A 16,686-nucleotide genomic window follows, 5' to 3' on the forward strand; every position below is an offset into this window, starting at 1 on the left:
TTTTTTCTTAAGCGCTAGCTGGCGAGGCAAGTAATGTCTGTATCAAATGGACTGGATGAATTTAACCAATGGTGGGCGACAGAGGGCGACTGGGTTGAGGAGCCAAACTACCGTCGTAACGGAATGAGCGGCGTCCAGTGCGTAGAGCGTGATGGTAAAAAACTGTACGTCAAACGCATGACGCAGCACCTGTTTCGCTCCGTCCGCTATCCTTTTGGTCGCCCGACGGTTGTTCGTGAAATTGCGGTGATTAAAGATCTGGAAAAAGCGGGCGTTATCGTGCCGAAGATCGTTTACGGCAAAGCGATGAAAATTGACGGTGAATGGCGCGCACTGCTGGTAACGGAAGATATGAAAGGCTTTATCAGTATCGCTGACTGGTATCACCAGCATGCGGTTACACCCTTCCCGGATGATGTTCGTGAAGCGATGCTGAAAGCGGTTGCCGTGGCCTTCAAAAAGATGCACAGCGTGAATCGTCAGCACGGTTGTTGTTACGTGCGTCATATCTATGTGAAAACCGAAGGAACGGTGGAAGCAGGCTTCCTCGATCTGGAAAAGAGCCGCCGTCGCCTGAGCCGCGAAAAAGCGATCAAGCATGATTTCTCACAACTGGAAAAATATCTTGATCCGATTCCGAAAGCGGACTGGGAGCAAGTCAAAGCGTATTACTACGCGCTGTAAAGAAAAAACCGCCATCGGCGGTTTTTACATTTCTATCTCAATATCCCCTTTTGCCCGACAGCAGCAGGGCAAAATTTCGCCGGGCTGGATGAACGCCAGGGGTTCAGTCAGCCAGTCGACCTGTCCTGCGACCAGTCTCGTGCGGCACGAGCCGCAGTAGCCTTCGCGGCACTGATACTCAACTTCAACGTTGTGTGACTCCAGCGCGGCCAGCAGGGAAGGGTGTTCATCCTGGCACAGCAACTGTGTGCCAGAGATGCGGAGGATCACGCGCGTCATCAGAGCTGGAAATCACTCAGGTCGTCGGTGTTGACTTCGGAGTCGATCTGGCCGACCAGGTAAGAGCTGACTTCGACTTCCTGCGGTGCAACCTGGACGTTATCGGACACCAGCCAGGTGTTGATCCACGGGATTGGGTTCGAGCGCGTCTGGAACGGCAAATCGAGGCCAACCGCCTGCATGCGGATATTCGTAATATATTCCACATACTGGCAGAGGATATCTTTGTTCAGGCCAATCATTGAGCCGTCGCGGAACAGGTATTCTGCCCACTCTTTCTCCTGCAATGCCGCCTGCACAAACAGGTCGTAACACTCCTGTTTACACTCTTCGGCGATTTCAGCCATTTCCGGATCATCGACGCCGCTGCGCAGAAGGTTCAGCATATGCTGAGTACCGGTCAGGTGCAGCGCTTCATCGCGGGCAATCAGGCGGATAATTTTGGCGTTGCCTTCCATCAGTTCACGTTCTGCGAAGGCGAAGGAGCAGGCAAAGCTGACGTAGAAGCGAATCGCCTCCAGCGCGTTAACGCTCATCAGGCAGAGATAGAGTTTTTTCTTCAGTTCACGCAGATTCACGGTTACGGTTTTACCGTTCACAGTGTGCGTGCCTTCACCGAGCAGATGCCAGTAGCTGGTCATCTCGATCAACTCATCGTAATAGCCAGCGATGCCACCAGCACGTTTCTGGATCTGTTCATTGGTGACGATATCATCAAATACAATCGCCGGGTCGTTGACGATATTACGGATGATATGGGTGTAAGAGCGGGAGTGGATGGTTTCAGAAAACGCCCAGGTTTCGACCCAGGTTTCCAGTTCCGGGATGGAGATCAGCGGCAGCAGCGCCACGTTCGGGCTGCGTCCCTGAATGGAATCCAGCAGCGTCTGATACTTCAGATTGCTGATGAAAATGTGTTTTTCGTGCTCCGGCAGCGCCTGGTAATCGATACGGTCGCGGGAGACGTCAACTTCTTCCGGACGCCAGAAAAAGGAGAGCTGCTTTTCAATCAGCTTTTCGAAGATGTCGTATTTTTGCTGATCGTAGCGGGCCACGTTGACCGGCTGGCCGAAGAACATCGGCTCTTTGAGTTGGTCATTTTTCGTCTGTGAAAATGTGGTATATGCCATGAATGTGTCCTGTGATGAGAATTACCCCTTACCCTAACCCTCTCCCCATAGGGGAGAGGGAATCTGAACACCCTCTCCCCTATGGGGAGAGGGTTGGGGTGAGGGGGATATTATTATCAGATCTTACATGCACCGCTTTCGCAGCCATCGTCCTGAATAGACGGCACCAGGTCATCCTGTGCATCTTCAGCCCCGTCGCGGGTGTTCTGATAGTACAGGGTTTTCACGCCAAATTTATAGGCGGTGAGCAAGTCTTTCAGCAACTGCTGCATCGGCACTTTCCCTGACGGGAAACGTGACGGGTCGTAGTTGGTGTTAGCAGAGATAGACTGGTCGATAAATTTCTGCATGATGCCCACCAGTTGCAGGTAGCCGTCGTTGTTCGGCATATCCCACAGCAGTTCATACGCGTCGTGCAGGTGTTCGTAGTCCGGCACAACCTGGCGCAGAATACCGTCTTTCGATGCTTTAATGCTGACGTAGCCGCGCGGTGGCTCGATACCGTTGGTGGCGTTGGAGATCTGCGAAGAGGTCTCGGACGGCATCAGGGCAGAGAGCGTAGAGTTACGCAGGCCGTGTGCCTTGATAGACTCACGAAGCGCTTCCCAGTCCAGATGCAGCGGCTCGTTGGCGATCGCATCCAGGTCTTTCTTATAGGTATCGATCGGCAGAATACCTTTGGCGTAGGTGGTTTCGTTGAACCACGGGCATGCGCCCTGTTCGATAGCCAGCTCGTTAGAGGCTTTCAACAGGTAGTACTGAATCGCTTCGAAGGTTTCGTGCGTCAGGTTGTTGGCGCTGCCATCGGAGTAACGTTTACCGTTTTTCGCCAGCCAGTAGGCGAAGTTGATCACGCCAATACCCAGAGTACGACGACCCATTGCGCCGCGCTTGGCCGCCAGAATCGGGTAATCCTGATAATCGAGCAGGGCATCCAGCGCACGTACCGCCAGCACAGCCAGCTCTTCCAGTTCGCTGAGGTCTTTAATTGCGCCCAGGTTGAAAGCGGAGAGGGTGCACAGCGCGATTTCGCCGTTTTCGTCGTTCACGTCGTTCAGCGGTTTGGTCGGCAGCGCGATTTCCAGGCACAGGTTAGACTGGCGCACTGGCGCAATGGCCGGGTCAAACGGGCTGTGGGTGTTGCAGTGGTCGACGTTCTGGATGTAGATACGGCCGGTAGAGGCGCGTTCCTGCATCATCAGCGAGAACAGTTCAACCGCTTTCACGCGCTGCTTACGGATGCTGTCGTCGTTTTCGTATTTCACATACAGACGCTCGAACTCATCCTGGTCTGCGAAGAACGCGTCATACAGCCCCGGGACGTCGGACGGGCTGAACAGCGTGATGTCGCCGCCCTTCAGCAGACGGGTGTACATCAGTTTGTTGATTTGAACACCGTAGTCCATATGACGAACGCGGTTACCTTCGACGCCACGGTTGTTTTTCAGCACCAGCAGGCTTTCGACTTCCAGGTGCCACATCGGGTAGAACAGCGTCGCCGCACCGCCGCGCACTCCGCCCTGAGAGCAGGATTTCACCGCCGTCTGGAAGTGTTTATAGAACGGGATACAACCGGTGTGGAACGCCTCGCCGCCGCGAATCGGGCTACCCAGCGCACGGATGCGACCGGCGTTGATGCCGATACCGGCGCGCTGGGAAACGTATTTCACAATCGCGCTGGAGGTGGCGTTGATGGAGTCCAGGCTGTCGCCGCACTCGATCAGTACGCAGGAGCTGAACTGACGCGTCGGGGTACGCACGCCGGACATAATCGGCGTCGGCAGCGAGATTTTGAACGTGGAGACCGCATCATAGAAGCGTTTCACGTAGCTCAGGCGGGTGTCGCGCGGGTAGTTAGAGAACAGGCACGCGGCAACCAGAATGTAGAGGAACTGCGCGCTCTCGTAGATTTCGCCCGTTACGCGGTTCTGTGCCAGGTATTTACCTTCGAGCTGCTTCACGGCGGCGTAGGAGAAGGTCATGTCGCGGTCATGAACAATGAACGAGTCCATCTGCTTGAACTCTTCTTCCGTATAGTCTTCCAGCAGATGATTATCGTATTTCCCCAGTTCCACCATTTTATGCACATGATCAAACAGCTTCGGCGGTTCGAACTGACCGTAAGCTTTTTTACGCAGATGGAAAATGGCCAGGCGCGCGGCCAGGTACTGGTAATCCGGCGCATCGCGAGAGATCAGGTCGGCTGCGGCTTTGATGATGGTCTCATGGATATCGGAGGTTTTAATCCCATCATAAAACTGGATGTGGGAACGCAGTTCTACCTGGGAGATAGAAACGTTTTCCAGCCCTTCCGCTGCCCAATCGAGTACACGATGGATTTTATCGAGATTAATGCGCTCGGTACCACCATCACGCTTAGTCACCAGTAGACTCTGATTCATGTGCTTTTTACCTGTCCATGAAAAGGAAAATATCCCCCCACTTATCCACAAACCACCCTTGTGGCTAACTCTGTGGATAAATACTATATATGGGGGTTCTTTGATAAGTGAAACGCTATATGGTGAGTATTCTAGTCCGGATTCTTTCAGGCACAAGGGTTGATTTTGAGGTTGATTTGAGGTTGTGAAAGGTTAAAAAAGGCTAAGTCCGCATGGGGTAAGGGCTGAAAGGGATGTCAACGATTTGCAAAAAAAAATGAAAATTTGATCGAGTGCTGATTTCTTCATCGAAGGGGAAGATTGCGCTGATTGATACAGCGCAAATCGTTATAAGAATATAGTCTGACGTTAGCGATTTTTTGCTGTCGTATGCAACATATAGTTAACATCAACGCCCGGCGCGAGCTTAAAGTGATTGGTAAGCGGATTATAGTGCAGCCCGGTGATGTGGCGCTCTTGCAGAACCGTTTGATCAATCCAGCCCAGCAGCTCGGCAGGCTTAATAAATTTCTTCACGTCGTGTGTGCCTTTTGGCACCATCTTCAGGATATATTCCGCGCCAACTACCGCCATCAGCCAGGATTTTCCGTTACGGTTCAGCGTGGAGAAAAAGACGTGGCCGCCTGGCTTCACCAGTTGCGCACAGGCTTTCACCACCGACTGTGGGTCTGGTACGTGCTCCAGCATCTCCATGCAGGTGACGACGTCATACTGCTGCGCATGTTTTGCCGCGTGCTCTTCCACGGTTTCCTGTACGTAATCGACGTGAATGCCAGACTCCAGCGAATGCAGACGCGCCACCTGTAAGGGCTCAAAACCCATATCCAGCCCGGTCACTTCCGCGCCTTCACGCGCCATGCTTTCCGCCAGAATGCCGCCGCCGCAGCCGACATCCAGCACTTTCTTGCCGAAAAGGCCGTCAGCGCGTTCGGCAATATAGCCCAGACGCAGCGGGTTGATCCGATGCAGCGGTTTGAACTCGCCTTCCAGATCCCACCAGCGTGACGCTACGGCTTCAAATTTGGCGATCTCGTCGTGGTCAACGTTGGGCGCTAACGTGTTTTTTTCGGCATTCATGGGCACTCCTGGTCCTTATTTCATTATTACCGCGAGTATATCAGTACAACTCTACGAATAAAGCTTTGACTCGACGCTATAGGTTTACCTGTCTTTACGCGGTTGTGTTATAATTTGCGACCTTTGAATCCGGGATACAGTAGAGGGATAGCGGTTAGATGAGCGACCTTGCGAGAGAAATTACACCGGTCAACATTGAGGAAGAGCTGAAGAGCTCCTATCTGGATTACGCGATGTCGGTCATTGTTGGCCGTGCGCTGCCGGATGTCCGAGATGGCCTGAAGCCGGTACACCGTCGCGTACTTTACGCCATGAACGTATTGGGCAATGACTGGAACAAAGCCTACAAAAAATCTGCCCGTGTCGTTGGTGACGTAATCGGTAAATACCACCCCCATGGTGATTCCGCGGTGTATGACACCATCGTCCGTATGGCGCAGCCGTTTTCACTGCGTTACATGCTGGTTGACGGCCAGGGTAACTTCGGTTCTATCGACGGCGACTCCGCGGCGGCAATGCGTTATACGGAAATCCGTCTGGCGAAAATTGCCCATGAGCTGATGGCCGATCTCGAAAAAGAGACGGTAGATTTCGTGGATAACTATGACGGCACGGAAAAAATTCCGGACGTCATGCCAACCAAAATTCCTAACCTGCTGGTAAACGGTTCTTCCGGTATTGCCGTAGGTATGGCCACCAATATTCCGCCGCACAACCTGACGGAAGTGATCAACGGCTGTCTGGCTTACATTGATGATGAAGACATCACCATTGAAGGCCTGATGGAACACATTCCGGGGCCGGACTTCCCGACAGCGGCCATTATTAATGGTCGTCGCGGCATCGAAGAAGCCTATCGCACCGGTCGTGGCAAAATCTATATTCGCGCCCGCGCGGAAGTAGAAACCGACGCGAAAACAGGCCGCGAAACCATTATCGTGCACGAAATTCCGTATCAGGTGAACAAAGCGCGCCTGATCGAGAAAATCGCCGAACTGGTGAAAGACAAACGCGTCGAAGGCATCAGCGCGCTGCGTGACGAGTCTGATAAAGACGGGATGCGCATCGTGATTGAAGTCAAACGTGATGCGGTGGGTGAAGTGGTTCTGAACAACCTCTACTCCCAGACCCAGCTTCAGGTTTCCTTCGGTATCAACATGGTTGCGCTGCACCATGGTCAGCCGAAGATCATGAACCTGAAAGACATTCTTTCCGCGTTCGTGCGTCACCGCCGTGAAGTGGTCACGCGTCGTACTATTTTCGAACTGCGTAAAGCACGCGATCGTGCGCACATCCTCGAAGCGCTGGCCGTGGCGCTGGCGAATATCGACCCGATCATTGAACTGATCCGTCGTGCGCCGACGCCTGCGGAAGCGAAAGCGGGCCTGGTCGCACAGCCGTGGGATCTGGGCAACGTTGCCGCGATGCTGGAACGTGCAGGCGATGACGCGGCGCGTCCTGAGTGGCTGGAGCCGGAATTTGGCGTTCGCGATGGTAAATACTACCTGACCGAGCAGCAGGCTCAGGCGATTCTGGATCTGCGTCTGCAGAAACTGACCGGTCTTGAGCATGAAAAACTGCTTGAAGAGTACAAAGAACTGCTGGAACAGATCGCCGAACTGCTGCACATTCTGGGCAGCGCCGACCGTCTGATGGAAGTGATCCGCGAAGAGCTGGAACTGGTGCGTGAACAGTTTGGTGATAACCGCCGTACTGAAATCACCGCTAACACCGCAGACATCAACATCGAAGATCTGATTAGCCAGGAAGATGTTGTCGTTACGCTGTCTCACCAGGGTTACGTCAAATATCAGCCGCTTACCGATTACGAAGCTCAGCGTCGTGGCGGTAAAGGTAAATCAGCAGCACGTATTAAAGAAGAAGACTTTATCGACCGCCTGCTGGTGGCCAACACCCACGATACGATCCTCTGCTTCTCCAGCCGTGGCCGTCTCTACTGGATGAAGGTTTATCAGTTACCGGAAGCGAGCCGCGGCGCGCGTGGTCGTCCGATCGTCAACCTGCTGCCGCTGGAAGCCGACGAACGTATCACTGCGATTCTGCCGGTACGCGAGTACGAAGAGGGCGTGAACGTCTTTATGGCGACCGCCAGCGGTACGGTGAAGAAAACGGCGCTGACCGAGTTCAGCCGTCCGCGTTCTGCCGGTATCATCGCCGTGAATCTGAACGAAGGCGATGAGCTGATTGGCGTTGACCTGACTGCGGGTAAAGATGAAGTCATGCTGTTCTCTGCTGCCGGTAAAGTGGTGCGCTTCAAAGAAGACGCCGTCCGCGCCATGGGTCGTACAGCGACCGGTGTACGCGGCATTAAACTGGCGGGTGAGGACAAAGTCGTTTCTCTGATTATTCCTCGCGGCGAAGGCGCAATCCTGACCGTCACCCAAAACGGTTACGGTAAACGTACCGCGGCGGAAGAGTATCCGACCAAGTCGCGTGCGACGCAGGGCGTTATCTCCATCAAAGTCACCGAGCGCAACGGTTCCGTTGTCGGCGCGGTGCAGGTTGATGATTGCGACCAGATCATGATGATCACCGATGCCGGTACGCTGGTGCGTACTCGCGTTTCCGAGGTGAGCATTGTCGGTCGTAACACCCAGGGCGTTATCCTCATCCGTACTGCGGAAGATGAAAACGTGGTGGGTCTGCAACGCGTTGCTGAGCCGGTTGATGACGAAGAGCTTGATGCTATCGACGGTAGTGTGGCGGAAGGTGACGATGAAATCGCGCCGGAAGCAGACACCGAGGATGACGATGCTGCGGACGACGCAGACGAGTAAATCGTGACACGCTAATATTAAGGCCGGTTATTAACCGGCCTTTTTTCTGCGTTGCGACAAATGGCTTTTACCGTTACCTTAAGCACATCCTGTTAGCCTTTGATGGCGGAGTTTCGCCCCTTTGAAATATCTTGTCTCCTTTCGCACGACGCTAAAAGTTTCACGCTACCTGTTTCGGGCGCTGGCGCTGCTACTCTGGTTGCTGATTGCCCTCGCTTCCGTTTTCTACATCGTAAATGCGTTGCATCAGAAAGAGTCAGAGATACGCCAGGAATTCAACCTGAGTTCCGATCAGGCGCAGCGCTATATCCAGCGCACGTCGGATGTGATTAAAGAACTGAAATATATCGCCGAAAATCGCTTAACGGCGTCTAATGGCGTGCTCCCTCCCACTGCGCTGAAAGAGAGCGCTGAAGTGCCCGACTTCGAACCGCTATTTGCCGATTCCGACTGTTCTCCACTGGATGACGCCTGGCGCGGCTCGCTGGAGTCGCTGGCCTGGTTCCTGCGTTACTGGCGAGATAATTTCTCTGCCGCTTACGATCTTAACCGCGTCTTTTTAATCGGCAGTGATAATCTCTGTATGGCGAATTTTGGCCTGCGGGATCTGCCTATCGAGCGTAGCCAGGCGCTGAAAACTCTGCATGACCGCATCGTGAAATATCGCAGTGCGCCGCAGGACGAGAGCGGCAATAATCTGTTCTGGATAAGCCAGGGGCCGCGCCCCGGTGTTGGCTATTTCTATGCATTAACCCCGGTCTATCTGGCGAACAGGTTGCAGGCGCTATTGGGCGTTGAGCAGACCATTCGCATGGAAAATTTCTTCACGCCGGGCAGTCTGCCTATTGGCGTCACTATCCTTGATGAAAACGGCGACTCGTTGATCTCCCTGACGGGCCCGGACAATAAGCTGCGTATCGATCCGCGCTGGATGCAGGAACGCGCATGGTTTGGCTACAGTAGTGGTTTTCGCGAACTGGTGCTGAAGAAAAATCTGCCGCCGTCATCGCTCAGTATTGTCTATTCCGTGCCGGTTGATTTGGTGCTCGAGCGCATCCGTATGCTGATCCTCAATGCGGTACTGCTCAATATCCTGACCGGGATTGCCCTGTTCACCATGGCGCGAATGTATGAGCGGCGGATATTCCTTCCCGCGGAGTCTGATGCCCAGCGACTGGAAGAGCACGAACAGTTCAACCGTAAAATTGTCGCCTCAGCGCCGGTTGGGATCTGCATTTTGCGCACCCAGGACGGCACCAATATTCTGAGTAACGAACTGGCGCATAACTATCTCAATATGTTGACGCACGAGGACAGGCAACGCTTAACGCAAATAATTTGTGGCCAGCAGGTTAACTTTGTCGACGTGCTGACAAGTAACAATACCAACCTGCAAATCAGCTTTGTCCATTCGCGCTATCGCAATGAAAACGTCGCGATTTGCGTGCTGGTCGACGTCAGTTCCCGTGTCAAAATGGAAGAGTCATTACAGGAGATGGCCCAGGCGGCCGAGCAGGCCAGCCAGTCGAAATCGATGTTCCTCGCCACCGTCAGCCATGAGTTGCGAACGCCGCTGTACGGGATTATTGGCAATCTTGATTTATTACAAACCAAAGAGTTACCAAAAGGCGTGAGTCGTCTGGTGACGGCGATGAATAACTCATCGGGTCTGTTGCTGAAAATCATCAGCGACATCCTCGATTTCTCGAAGATTGAATCTGAGCAGCTCAAAATTGAGCCGCGCGAGTTCTCGCCGAAAGAGGTGATGAACCATATTACCGCCAACTATTTACCGCTGGTGGTACGCAAACATGTTGGAATGTACTGCTTCATTGAGCCGAACGTACCGCCGCAAATGCTTGGCGACCCGATGCGTTTGCAGCAAGTTATCTCCAATATTCTTAGCAATGCCATTAAGTTCACCGATATTGGCTGCATTATTCTCCACCTTAAGCGGGAAGGCGATTATCTCAGTATCAGCATCCGCGACACCGGGGTGGGGATCCCGGCGAAAGAAGTTGTCCGGCTTTTTGACCCGTTCTTCCAGGTTGGAACTGGCGTACAGCGCAACTTCCAGGGCACCGGGCTGGGGCTGGCGATTTGTGAGAAGCTTATCAACATGATGGATGGCGATATTGCCGTCGATACGGAACCGGGCATGGGCAGCCAGTTTACGGTGCGCATTCCACTCTATGGCGCGCAGCCTGCCACACCGTTGATTATTGACGCGCTGGCGCAAAAACGTTGCTGGCTGGCAATCCGTAATGAATCGCTGTATCAGTTTATTGAAACGTTGCTGATGTGGCATGGTGTGGACGTGCAGCGTTATGAAGGCGAAGAGCCCGATTCGGATGACATGCTGATAACCGATGACGATCCCGGGAAGCCGTGGGCGGGCAGAGCGACGGTGGTTTTCTGCCGCCGCCATATTGGTATTCCGGTTGAACGCGCGCCTGGTGAGTGGGTGCACAGTATCGTGTCGCCACATGAACTGATGACGCTGTTAGGCCGAATTTACCGTATTAAAGTGGGTAATGCGGATCACGTAGAGTCGGCGTCGGCGCATGATGTCGCCGTCGATAGCAATGACGATATGATGATTCTGGTCGTCGACGATCATCCGATTAACCGCAGACTGCTGGCGGATCAGCTTGGATCCCTTGGCTATCAGTGCATGACCGCTGTTGACGGTGTTGATGCCCTTAATGTACTGAGTAAGAATCACATTGATATTGTACTCAGCGATGTCAACATGCCGAATATGGATGGTTATCGCCTGACCCAGCGTATTCGTCAGCTTGGGCTGACGTTGCCGGTAGTCGGTGTGACGGCCAATGCGCTGGCGGAAGAGAAACAGCGTTGCCTGGAGTCGGGGATGGATAGTTGTCTTTCCAAACCTGTGACGCTGGACGTGCTGAAGCAGACGCTGGCGGTGTATGCCGCGCGGGTCAGAAAATCGCGAGAATCGTAGGATAAAAAAATCCCCCGGCCAGTGAACTGACCGGGGGATTTTTTTTATTACTCTTTATCTGTCGGGGAGAGGGTGACAGAGGAGAGGTAGTTCAGCAGAGCGATGTCATTTTCCACACCCAGTTTCATCATTGCTGATTTCTTCTGGCTACTGATGGTTTTGATACTGCGGTTCAGTTTCTTGGCGATTTCAGTCACCAGGAAACCTTCAGCGAACAGACGCAGTACTTCACTCTCTTTCGGTGACAGGCGCTTGTCGCCGTAACCGCCAGCGCTGATTTTTTCCAGCAGGCGGGAAACGCTTTCCGGGGTAAATTTCTTACCCTTCTGCAGCGCAGCCAGCGCTTTCGGCAGGTCAGTTGGTGCGCCCTGTTTCAGGACAATTCCCTCAATATCCAGATCCAGCACGGCGCTCAGAATCGCCGGGTTGTTGTTCATGGTCAGAACGATAATGGAAATGGCCGGGAAATGACGCTTGATGTACTTGATAAGCGTGATCCCATCGCCATATTTATCGCCAGGCATGGAGAGATCGGTTATCAGGACGTGTGCATCCAGTTTCGGTAAATTGTTAATCAGCGCGGTGGAGTCTTCAAATTCGCCGACAACGTTGACCCATTCGATCTGTTCCAGTGACTTGCGAATACCAAACAGGACTATCGGATGATCATCGGCAATAATTACGTTCATGTTGTTCATAATAAAGGCTACCTTGCTACAGCAAGCTCTTGACGTAGGCGTCAATGTCGCTGACATATTTTTCTATGGCCGGGGCATCTTTCTCACGGATCAGATGCTCAAGCGTTTCACACAACTGCTTGCCAGGAACCAGGTTAAGCATAGCAAACACCCCCTTAAGGCGGTGGGCTGTCTGTGCCAACGCTGCAAAATCACGAGCGTCGCATTCAGTATACAGCCTGCTAACATCTTCCGGTACCGTATCAACAAACAGCGCATAATAGCCGCTGGCCTGAAGTTCGGCGTTTTCATCGCCGCCGAGAGGTGATTCCGTAACCTCTTCCTGTGCCAGTTGCTCTTCAATAAGCTGGAGGACTGCGTCCTGCATAGCATTACTGATATTAAAGTTGACACGCAGTTGGCCTGGGCCAATTTTGCGTATCCCAGCCTCATCATCGCTTAAAAGCAAGCCTGAAGCAGTAAGATTAGACGGATTATCTGTTAAAAAGATATCAAATTCTTGACTCGTTGCTCTTTCATCCGGGGTGATACAGTTCGCCCCCCAGCTTTCCAGTTGGCGGGAGACGATACTGCGGATCTCATTGGAGGTGATGTCTATCATCGCGATGACGTCATCCAGCAGGCGCTCTTCCTGCTCGCCGTCCTCTTCCCGTGGGGCCATTTTAACATGCAGTGAATAGCGGGTGCCCAGTGACTCGCGAGCCTTGATATTCAGGTGTCCGCCCAGTTTGCGCGCCAGTTGGTCGCACAGCCAGAAGGTGAGGGCGTTAGCTTTGCCGTAGCGATCCGACTGCGTGTCATTCAGATACGGGAAGTGCAGATTATCAATCTCTCCGTGCGAAACGCCGTTGCCGGTATCCAGAATGCGGAAGGTGAGGCGCTCACCCGCTGACTCATCGGCGTTAACTTCCAGGGTGATTTTGCCAATTTTGGTTGTGGTGACAGCGTACTGAATTAACAGCAGCAGGATGCGGCGGAGCGCATCGCGGTCGCCATGACGCTGCTCTTTTGCCGGAAGCTTGTTATTGATCAGCAGTTGCAGCCCTTTACGCTTGATAGCCGGCAGAACCTCCGGGACGACCTCATCGATTAAATCCTGAAGTGAGAAAAGCGTGGATGCCCCTTTCCAGCTATCGTTTTCCAGCATATTGGCGAGCTGGATTTCATCCACCAGGCGGACAAGCAGGTCAGCATGATTGGCCAGCTTCTGGCTTTCGCTGGTATCTATCGCCGCGGCTTCGGCGGCGAGGGTTTTAATCGGCTGCTTTAAGGTATCGCTAATATTCTGCATAAAGGCCGCGCGGCCCTGCTGGTTTTTCTCATACAGACGCTGGGCCTGCTTGAGCTTTTTATTCACCAGTACTTCACGATCCTGATCGCGGATGATGAAAATCTGCATCCGTGGCGAGACCTGGCTGCGGAACTGGCGGATTTCATACAGCTCATTATTAATGGTGGCCTGAATTACGCCCTGGTGCTGATCCGCCATGCTGGTGATGTTTTGCAGGTTGAGGTGCGGCAGCAGGTGATCGGCGATTTTATTGCTGATAAGCGTGCGGTTTGACTCCTGATCGTGTACCAGCAGACCCAGCGGCAGCAGCGATACAATCTCTTCATTTATAGCGCGCAGCAGACGCAGTTCGTTGTTGGCTCCGGAGACTGGAGCTGCGACGGCATTTTTACGCCCTGTCTGATGGCGGAAAGTTGAGTAGCCGAAAAGCGCTAACGCCAGCAGGCCAATATTCAGTAGCAGCGGCAGCATGATGTTCTGGAAGGTATCCAGCAACAGGGTACCAAACGGAACCTGCCACACCAGACGCATGCCGGTTGAGTTCAGCGATGACGAGATCTCAATGCGCGAACTGTTGAAGTTAATCGCGACGCTATCGCTGGGCTCTTTATCCTGGGTGCGCAGAGCGCTTTGCGATGGGTCTTGCTCCATGCGGAAGCTGTCGAGCGACATCGCTGGCGGCACGAGATCGTTAATCGGCAGGTCAAAGGCCACGACCGTAGCAAGATGCCCCGGCTGGTTGAAGGTGGTACGCAGGGTGAAATAGTGCCCGTTTTGCCAGGCCAGACGGCGCAGTGAAGAGAAGGTTTCACGCTCATCCAACGTGTTTGCCTGCTGGAGCATCTCTGCGCGGCGTGAATCGACGATATTGCCGACCGTCGACTCCTTAAAGCCGGAGGAGAGATCTTTTAACGGCAGAGTGGAGATAAGGATCAGGCTGTTGTCCTGGCCGTTCAGATAGTACATCGACCACGGAATGGTTTCTGCGCCCCACAGGGTATCCAGATAAGTGGACATGCGCTGGGTGATTTCCAGCGTCGAACTGTCGTGAGAGCCAAAAATCAGCGCTTCGGTTTTGCGTCGCGGTTTTTCAAGATAGTAAACGTCCTGTTTGAGACGCGTTTCCTGTAACCCTTCGCTGGAACTGGTGGTCGGCGCAGCGGCAATATTGTCGTAAATCTGCCAGGTGGCGTAACGCCAGGTATCAATGCGCTTATGCACGGCGTGGGTCATGTCGACTATCTGATAACTCTTATCCTTCAGCCACGCATTGACAGCGCTCTGGATCATCACGCCCATCGTTACCAGCAGCACGATAATCATTAAGAGGAAGAAGCGGGTGATACTGCCAGGCAGCAGAGAGAATTTACCCGGTGTGTTCTTGTCAGACTGACTCATTGGCGTGTGTAACCCATCATAACAGCATCTGAATGAGAATATGCTCAGACATAGGTGAGCGTGGAACGTCTAAACCTGTTAACCAACGTAAAATTATTATGCAACAGGAGAGAGTACAGCAGGCAGTATAAAGGGAACTGTGTCAAATGCCATACTTCGGCGATTTTCCCCTCAGGAAAAGGTAAAAGCGAAACAGATTGCGTTCTACCACCGCTGCATGATTGCACAAAAAAGGTTTGTGTTAAGGAGAAATAGCACGAATTAACAAGATATTATTTTTATGTTGCTGGCTGAAATTTCCGATGGATTCGGATTGAGTAATTGCCGTCGTGATTTACGCCATATAACACGTCAGGATTAAAGTTACGTAAAGAAAGGTAAAAAAAACCGGATGCGATGCATCCGGTGGAAATAGGGGTAAACAGACATTCAGAACTGAATGACGGTAATAAATAAAGTTAATGATGATAGCAATATCTATTTTAGTTGCGGGCGAAACTTTTGTTTTACCATTCAGTGCTATACTTTTAACCTATTATAACGTATTGAATTTTAATGGTTATTTTTAAACTCTTTGTTTATCCGTGCTATTTTTCTTACCCATTTGTGCCAAAAAAAGTTCCGTTGAATTTACATTTTGAAACATCTATATGGATAAATGAAACACCTTTAAGGTTTTCGTATCATTTTGGTGTTGGATATTTCTGCATTTTGCAGCACAATGGGTTTGCCGACTGGTTAATGAGGGTTGACCAGTAAGCAGTGGCATATAAAAAGGCATATAACAGAGGGTTAATAACATGAAAGTTAAAGTACTGTCCCTCCTGGTACCAGCACTGCTGGTAGCGGGCGCAGCAAATGCGGCTGAAATTTATAACAAAGACGGCAACAAATTAGATCTGTACGGCAAAATCGTTGGCCTGCACTACTTCTCCGATGACGATAGCGTAGATGGCGACCAGACCTACATGCGTGTCGGCGTGAAAGGCGAAACTCAGATCCATGACCAACTGACCGGTTATGGCCAGTGGGAATACAACGTACAGGCAAACAACACTGAATCTTCCAGCGATCAGGCTTGGACTCGTCTGGCATTCGCTGGTCTGCGTTTCGGTGATGCGGGTTCCTTCGACTACGGTCGTAACTACGGCGTTGTTTACGACATCACTTCCTGGACCGACGTTCTGCCGGAGTTCGGCGGCGACACCTACGGTTCTGACAACTTCCTGCAGTCTCGTGCTAACGGTGTTGCAACCTACCGTAACTCTGACTTCTTCGGTCTGGTTGATGGCCTGAACTTTGCTCTGCAGTATCAGGGTAAAAACGGCAGCGTGAGCGGCGAAGGCGCGACCAACAACGGTCGTAACGAACTGAAACAGAACGGTGACGGTTTCGGCGGCTCCCTGTCTTATGACATCGGCGAAGGCTTCAGCGTGGGTGGTGCGATTGCCAGCTCCAAGCGTACTGACGCTCAGAACAACAACCTGGCGTTCGGCGAAGGCGACAAAGCAACCACTTATACTGGTGGCCTGAAATATGATGCGAACAACATCTACCTGGCTGCGCAGTACACCCAGACTTACAACGCGACTCGCTTCGGTGATGCTACCTTCGGCGGCTACGCTAACAAAGCGCAGAACTTCGAAGTTGTTGCACAGTACCAGTTTGACTTCGGTCTGCGTCCGTCCGTTGCTTACCTGCAGTCCAAAGGCAAAGACCTGGGTACTGTAGGCGGCCGCGACTTCGGCGACCAGGATCTGGTTAAATATGTTGATGTTGGCGCGACTTACTACTTCAACAAAAACATGTCTACCTATGTTGATTACAAAATCAACCTGCTGGATGACAACACCTTCACCCGCGCTGCTGGCATCTCTACCGATGACATCGTAGCACTGGGTCTGGTTTACCAGTTCTAATCGACTGCGAATCTGCATAAAGGAGCCGAAAGGCTCCTT

10 protein-coding genes are annotated in these 16,686 nt (G+C 52.5%); 4 read left to right on the top strand and 6 right to left on the bottom strand.

Annotated elements, in window-relative coordinates:
• Positions 1-33 precede the first annotated feature (33 nt).
• On the top strand, positions 34-684 hold the full coding sequence (inaA, locus tag VSR74_RS14465) for a lipopolysaccharide kinase InaA (RefSeq protein ID WP_347795354.1): 651 nt from the start codon (positions 34-36) through the stop codon (positions 682-684).
• Between the two features lie 24 nt (positions 685-708).
• On the opposite strand, the gene yfaE is transcribed toward inaA, so the two are convergent.
• From yfaE to ubiG, 4 genes are all read right to left on the bottom strand, one after another.
• Entirely contained in the window at positions 709-963 is a 255-nt protein-coding gene (yfaE, locus tag VSR74_RS14470) for a class I ribonucleotide reductase maintenance protein YfaE (RefSeq protein ID WP_347795355.1), read from the bottom strand.
• The gene (nrdB, locus tag VSR74_RS14475; protein ID WP_347795356.1) at positions 963-2,093 is read right to left on the bottom strand and encodes a class Ia ribonucleoside-diphosphate reductase subunit beta; all 1,131 of its coding nucleotides are present in this window, start codon (positions 2,091-2,093) and stop codon (positions 963-965) included. Before nrdB ends, yfaE begins: the two co-directional genes overlap by 1 nt.
• Positions 2,094-2,209: 116 nt before the next feature.
• Positions 2,210-4,495, bottom strand: coding sequence for a class 1a ribonucleoside-diphosphate reductase subunit alpha (nrdA, locus tag VSR74_RS14480; protein WP_347795357.1), 2,286 nt, complete (start codon positions 4,493-4,495; stop codon positions 2,210-2,212).
• Positions 4,496-4,843: 348 nt separating this feature from the next.
• Positions 4,844-5,572: a bifunctional 2-polyprenyl-6-hydroxyphenol methylase/3-demethylubiquinol 3-O-methyltransferase UbiG gene (gene ubiG, locus VSR74_RS14485; protein WP_347795358.1), complete on the bottom strand. Its 729-nt coding sequence runs from the start codon at positions 5,570-5,572 to the stop codon at positions 4,844-4,846.
• 158 nt (positions 5,573-5,730) lie between these two features.
• On the opposite strand from ubiG, the gene gyrA reads away from it, so the two are divergent.
• Together gyrA and rcsC are read left to right on the top strand one after the other, a co-directional pair.
• Entirely contained in the window at positions 5,731-8,370 is a 2,640-nt protein-coding gene (gyrA, locus tag VSR74_RS14490) for a DNA topoisomerase (ATP-hydrolyzing) subunit A (protein WP_347795359.1), read from the top strand.
• 121 nt (positions 8,371-8,491) lie between these two features.
• Positions 8,492-11,341, top strand: a complete 2,850-nt coding sequence (gene rcsC / locus VSR74_RS14495; protein WP_347795360.1) for a two-component system sensor histidine kinase RcsC — start codon at positions 8,492-8,494, stop codon at positions 11,339-11,341.
• Between the two features lie 47 nt (positions 11,342-11,388).
• Here the strand turns inward: rcsC and rcsB are convergent, their stop codons facing one another.
• Entirely contained in the window at positions 11,389-12,039 is a 651-nt protein-coding gene (gene rcsB, locus VSR74_RS14500; protein WP_347795361.1) for a response regulator transcription factor RcsB, read from the bottom strand.
• A gap of 16 nt (positions 12,040-12,055) precedes the next feature.
• Positions 12,056-14,728, bottom strand: a complete 2,673-nt coding sequence (rcsD, locus tag VSR74_RS14505) for a phosphotransferase RcsD (protein ID WP_347795362.1) — start codon at positions 14,726-14,728, stop codon at positions 12,056-12,058.
• Between the two features lie 800 nt (positions 14,729-15,528).
• On the opposite strand from rcsD, the gene VSR74_RS14510 reads away from it, so the two are divergent.
• Positions 15,529-16,647, top strand: coding sequence for a porin OmpC (locus VSR74_RS14510; RefSeq protein WP_347795363.1), 1,119 nt, complete (start codon positions 15,529-15,531; stop codon positions 16,645-16,647).
• The last annotated feature ends 39 nt before the right edge of the window (positions 16,648-16,686 follow it).

The organism is Pseudocitrobacter cyperus (assembly GCF_039889165.1).
GTDB lineage: Bacteria > Pseudomonadota > Gammaproteobacteria > Enterobacterales > Enterobacteriaceae > Pseudocitrobacter > Pseudocitrobacter cyperus.

Excerpts from the sequence above, each read along its gene's own strand:
- inaA (WP_347795354.1), top strand. The coding sequence starts at position 34 with ATGTCTGTATCAAATGGACTGGATGAATTTAACCAATGGTGGGCGACA.
- yfaE (WP_347795355.1), bottom strand. The coding sequence starts at position 963 with ATGACGCGCGTGATCCTCCGCATCTCTGGCACACAGTTGCTGTGCCAG.
- nrdB (WP_347795356.1), bottom strand. The coding sequence starts at position 2,093 with ATGGCATATACCACATTTTCACAGACGAAAAATGACCAACTCAAAGAG.
- nrdA (WP_347795357.1), bottom strand. The coding sequence starts at position 4,495 with ATGAATCAGAGTCTACTGGTGACTAAGCGTGATGGTGGTACCGAGCGC.
- ubiG (WP_347795358.1), bottom strand. The coding sequence starts at position 5,572 with ATGAATGCCGAAAAAAACACGTTAGCGCCCAACGTTGACCACGACGAG.
- gyrA (WP_347795359.1), top strand. The coding sequence starts at position 5,731 with ATGAGCGACCTTGCGAGAGAAATTACACCGGTCAACATTGAGGAAGAG.
- rcsB (WP_347795361.1), bottom strand. The coding sequence starts at position 12,039 with ATGAACAACATGAACGTAATTATTGCCGATGATCATCCGATAGTCCTG.
- rcsD (WP_347795362.1), bottom strand. The coding sequence starts at position 14,728 with ATGAGTCAGTCTGACAAGAACACACCGGGTAAATTCTCTCTGCTGCCT.
- VSR74_RS14510 (WP_347795363.1), top strand. The coding sequence starts at position 15,529 with ATGAAAGTTAAAGTACTGTCCCTCCTGGTACCAGCACTGCTGGTAGCG.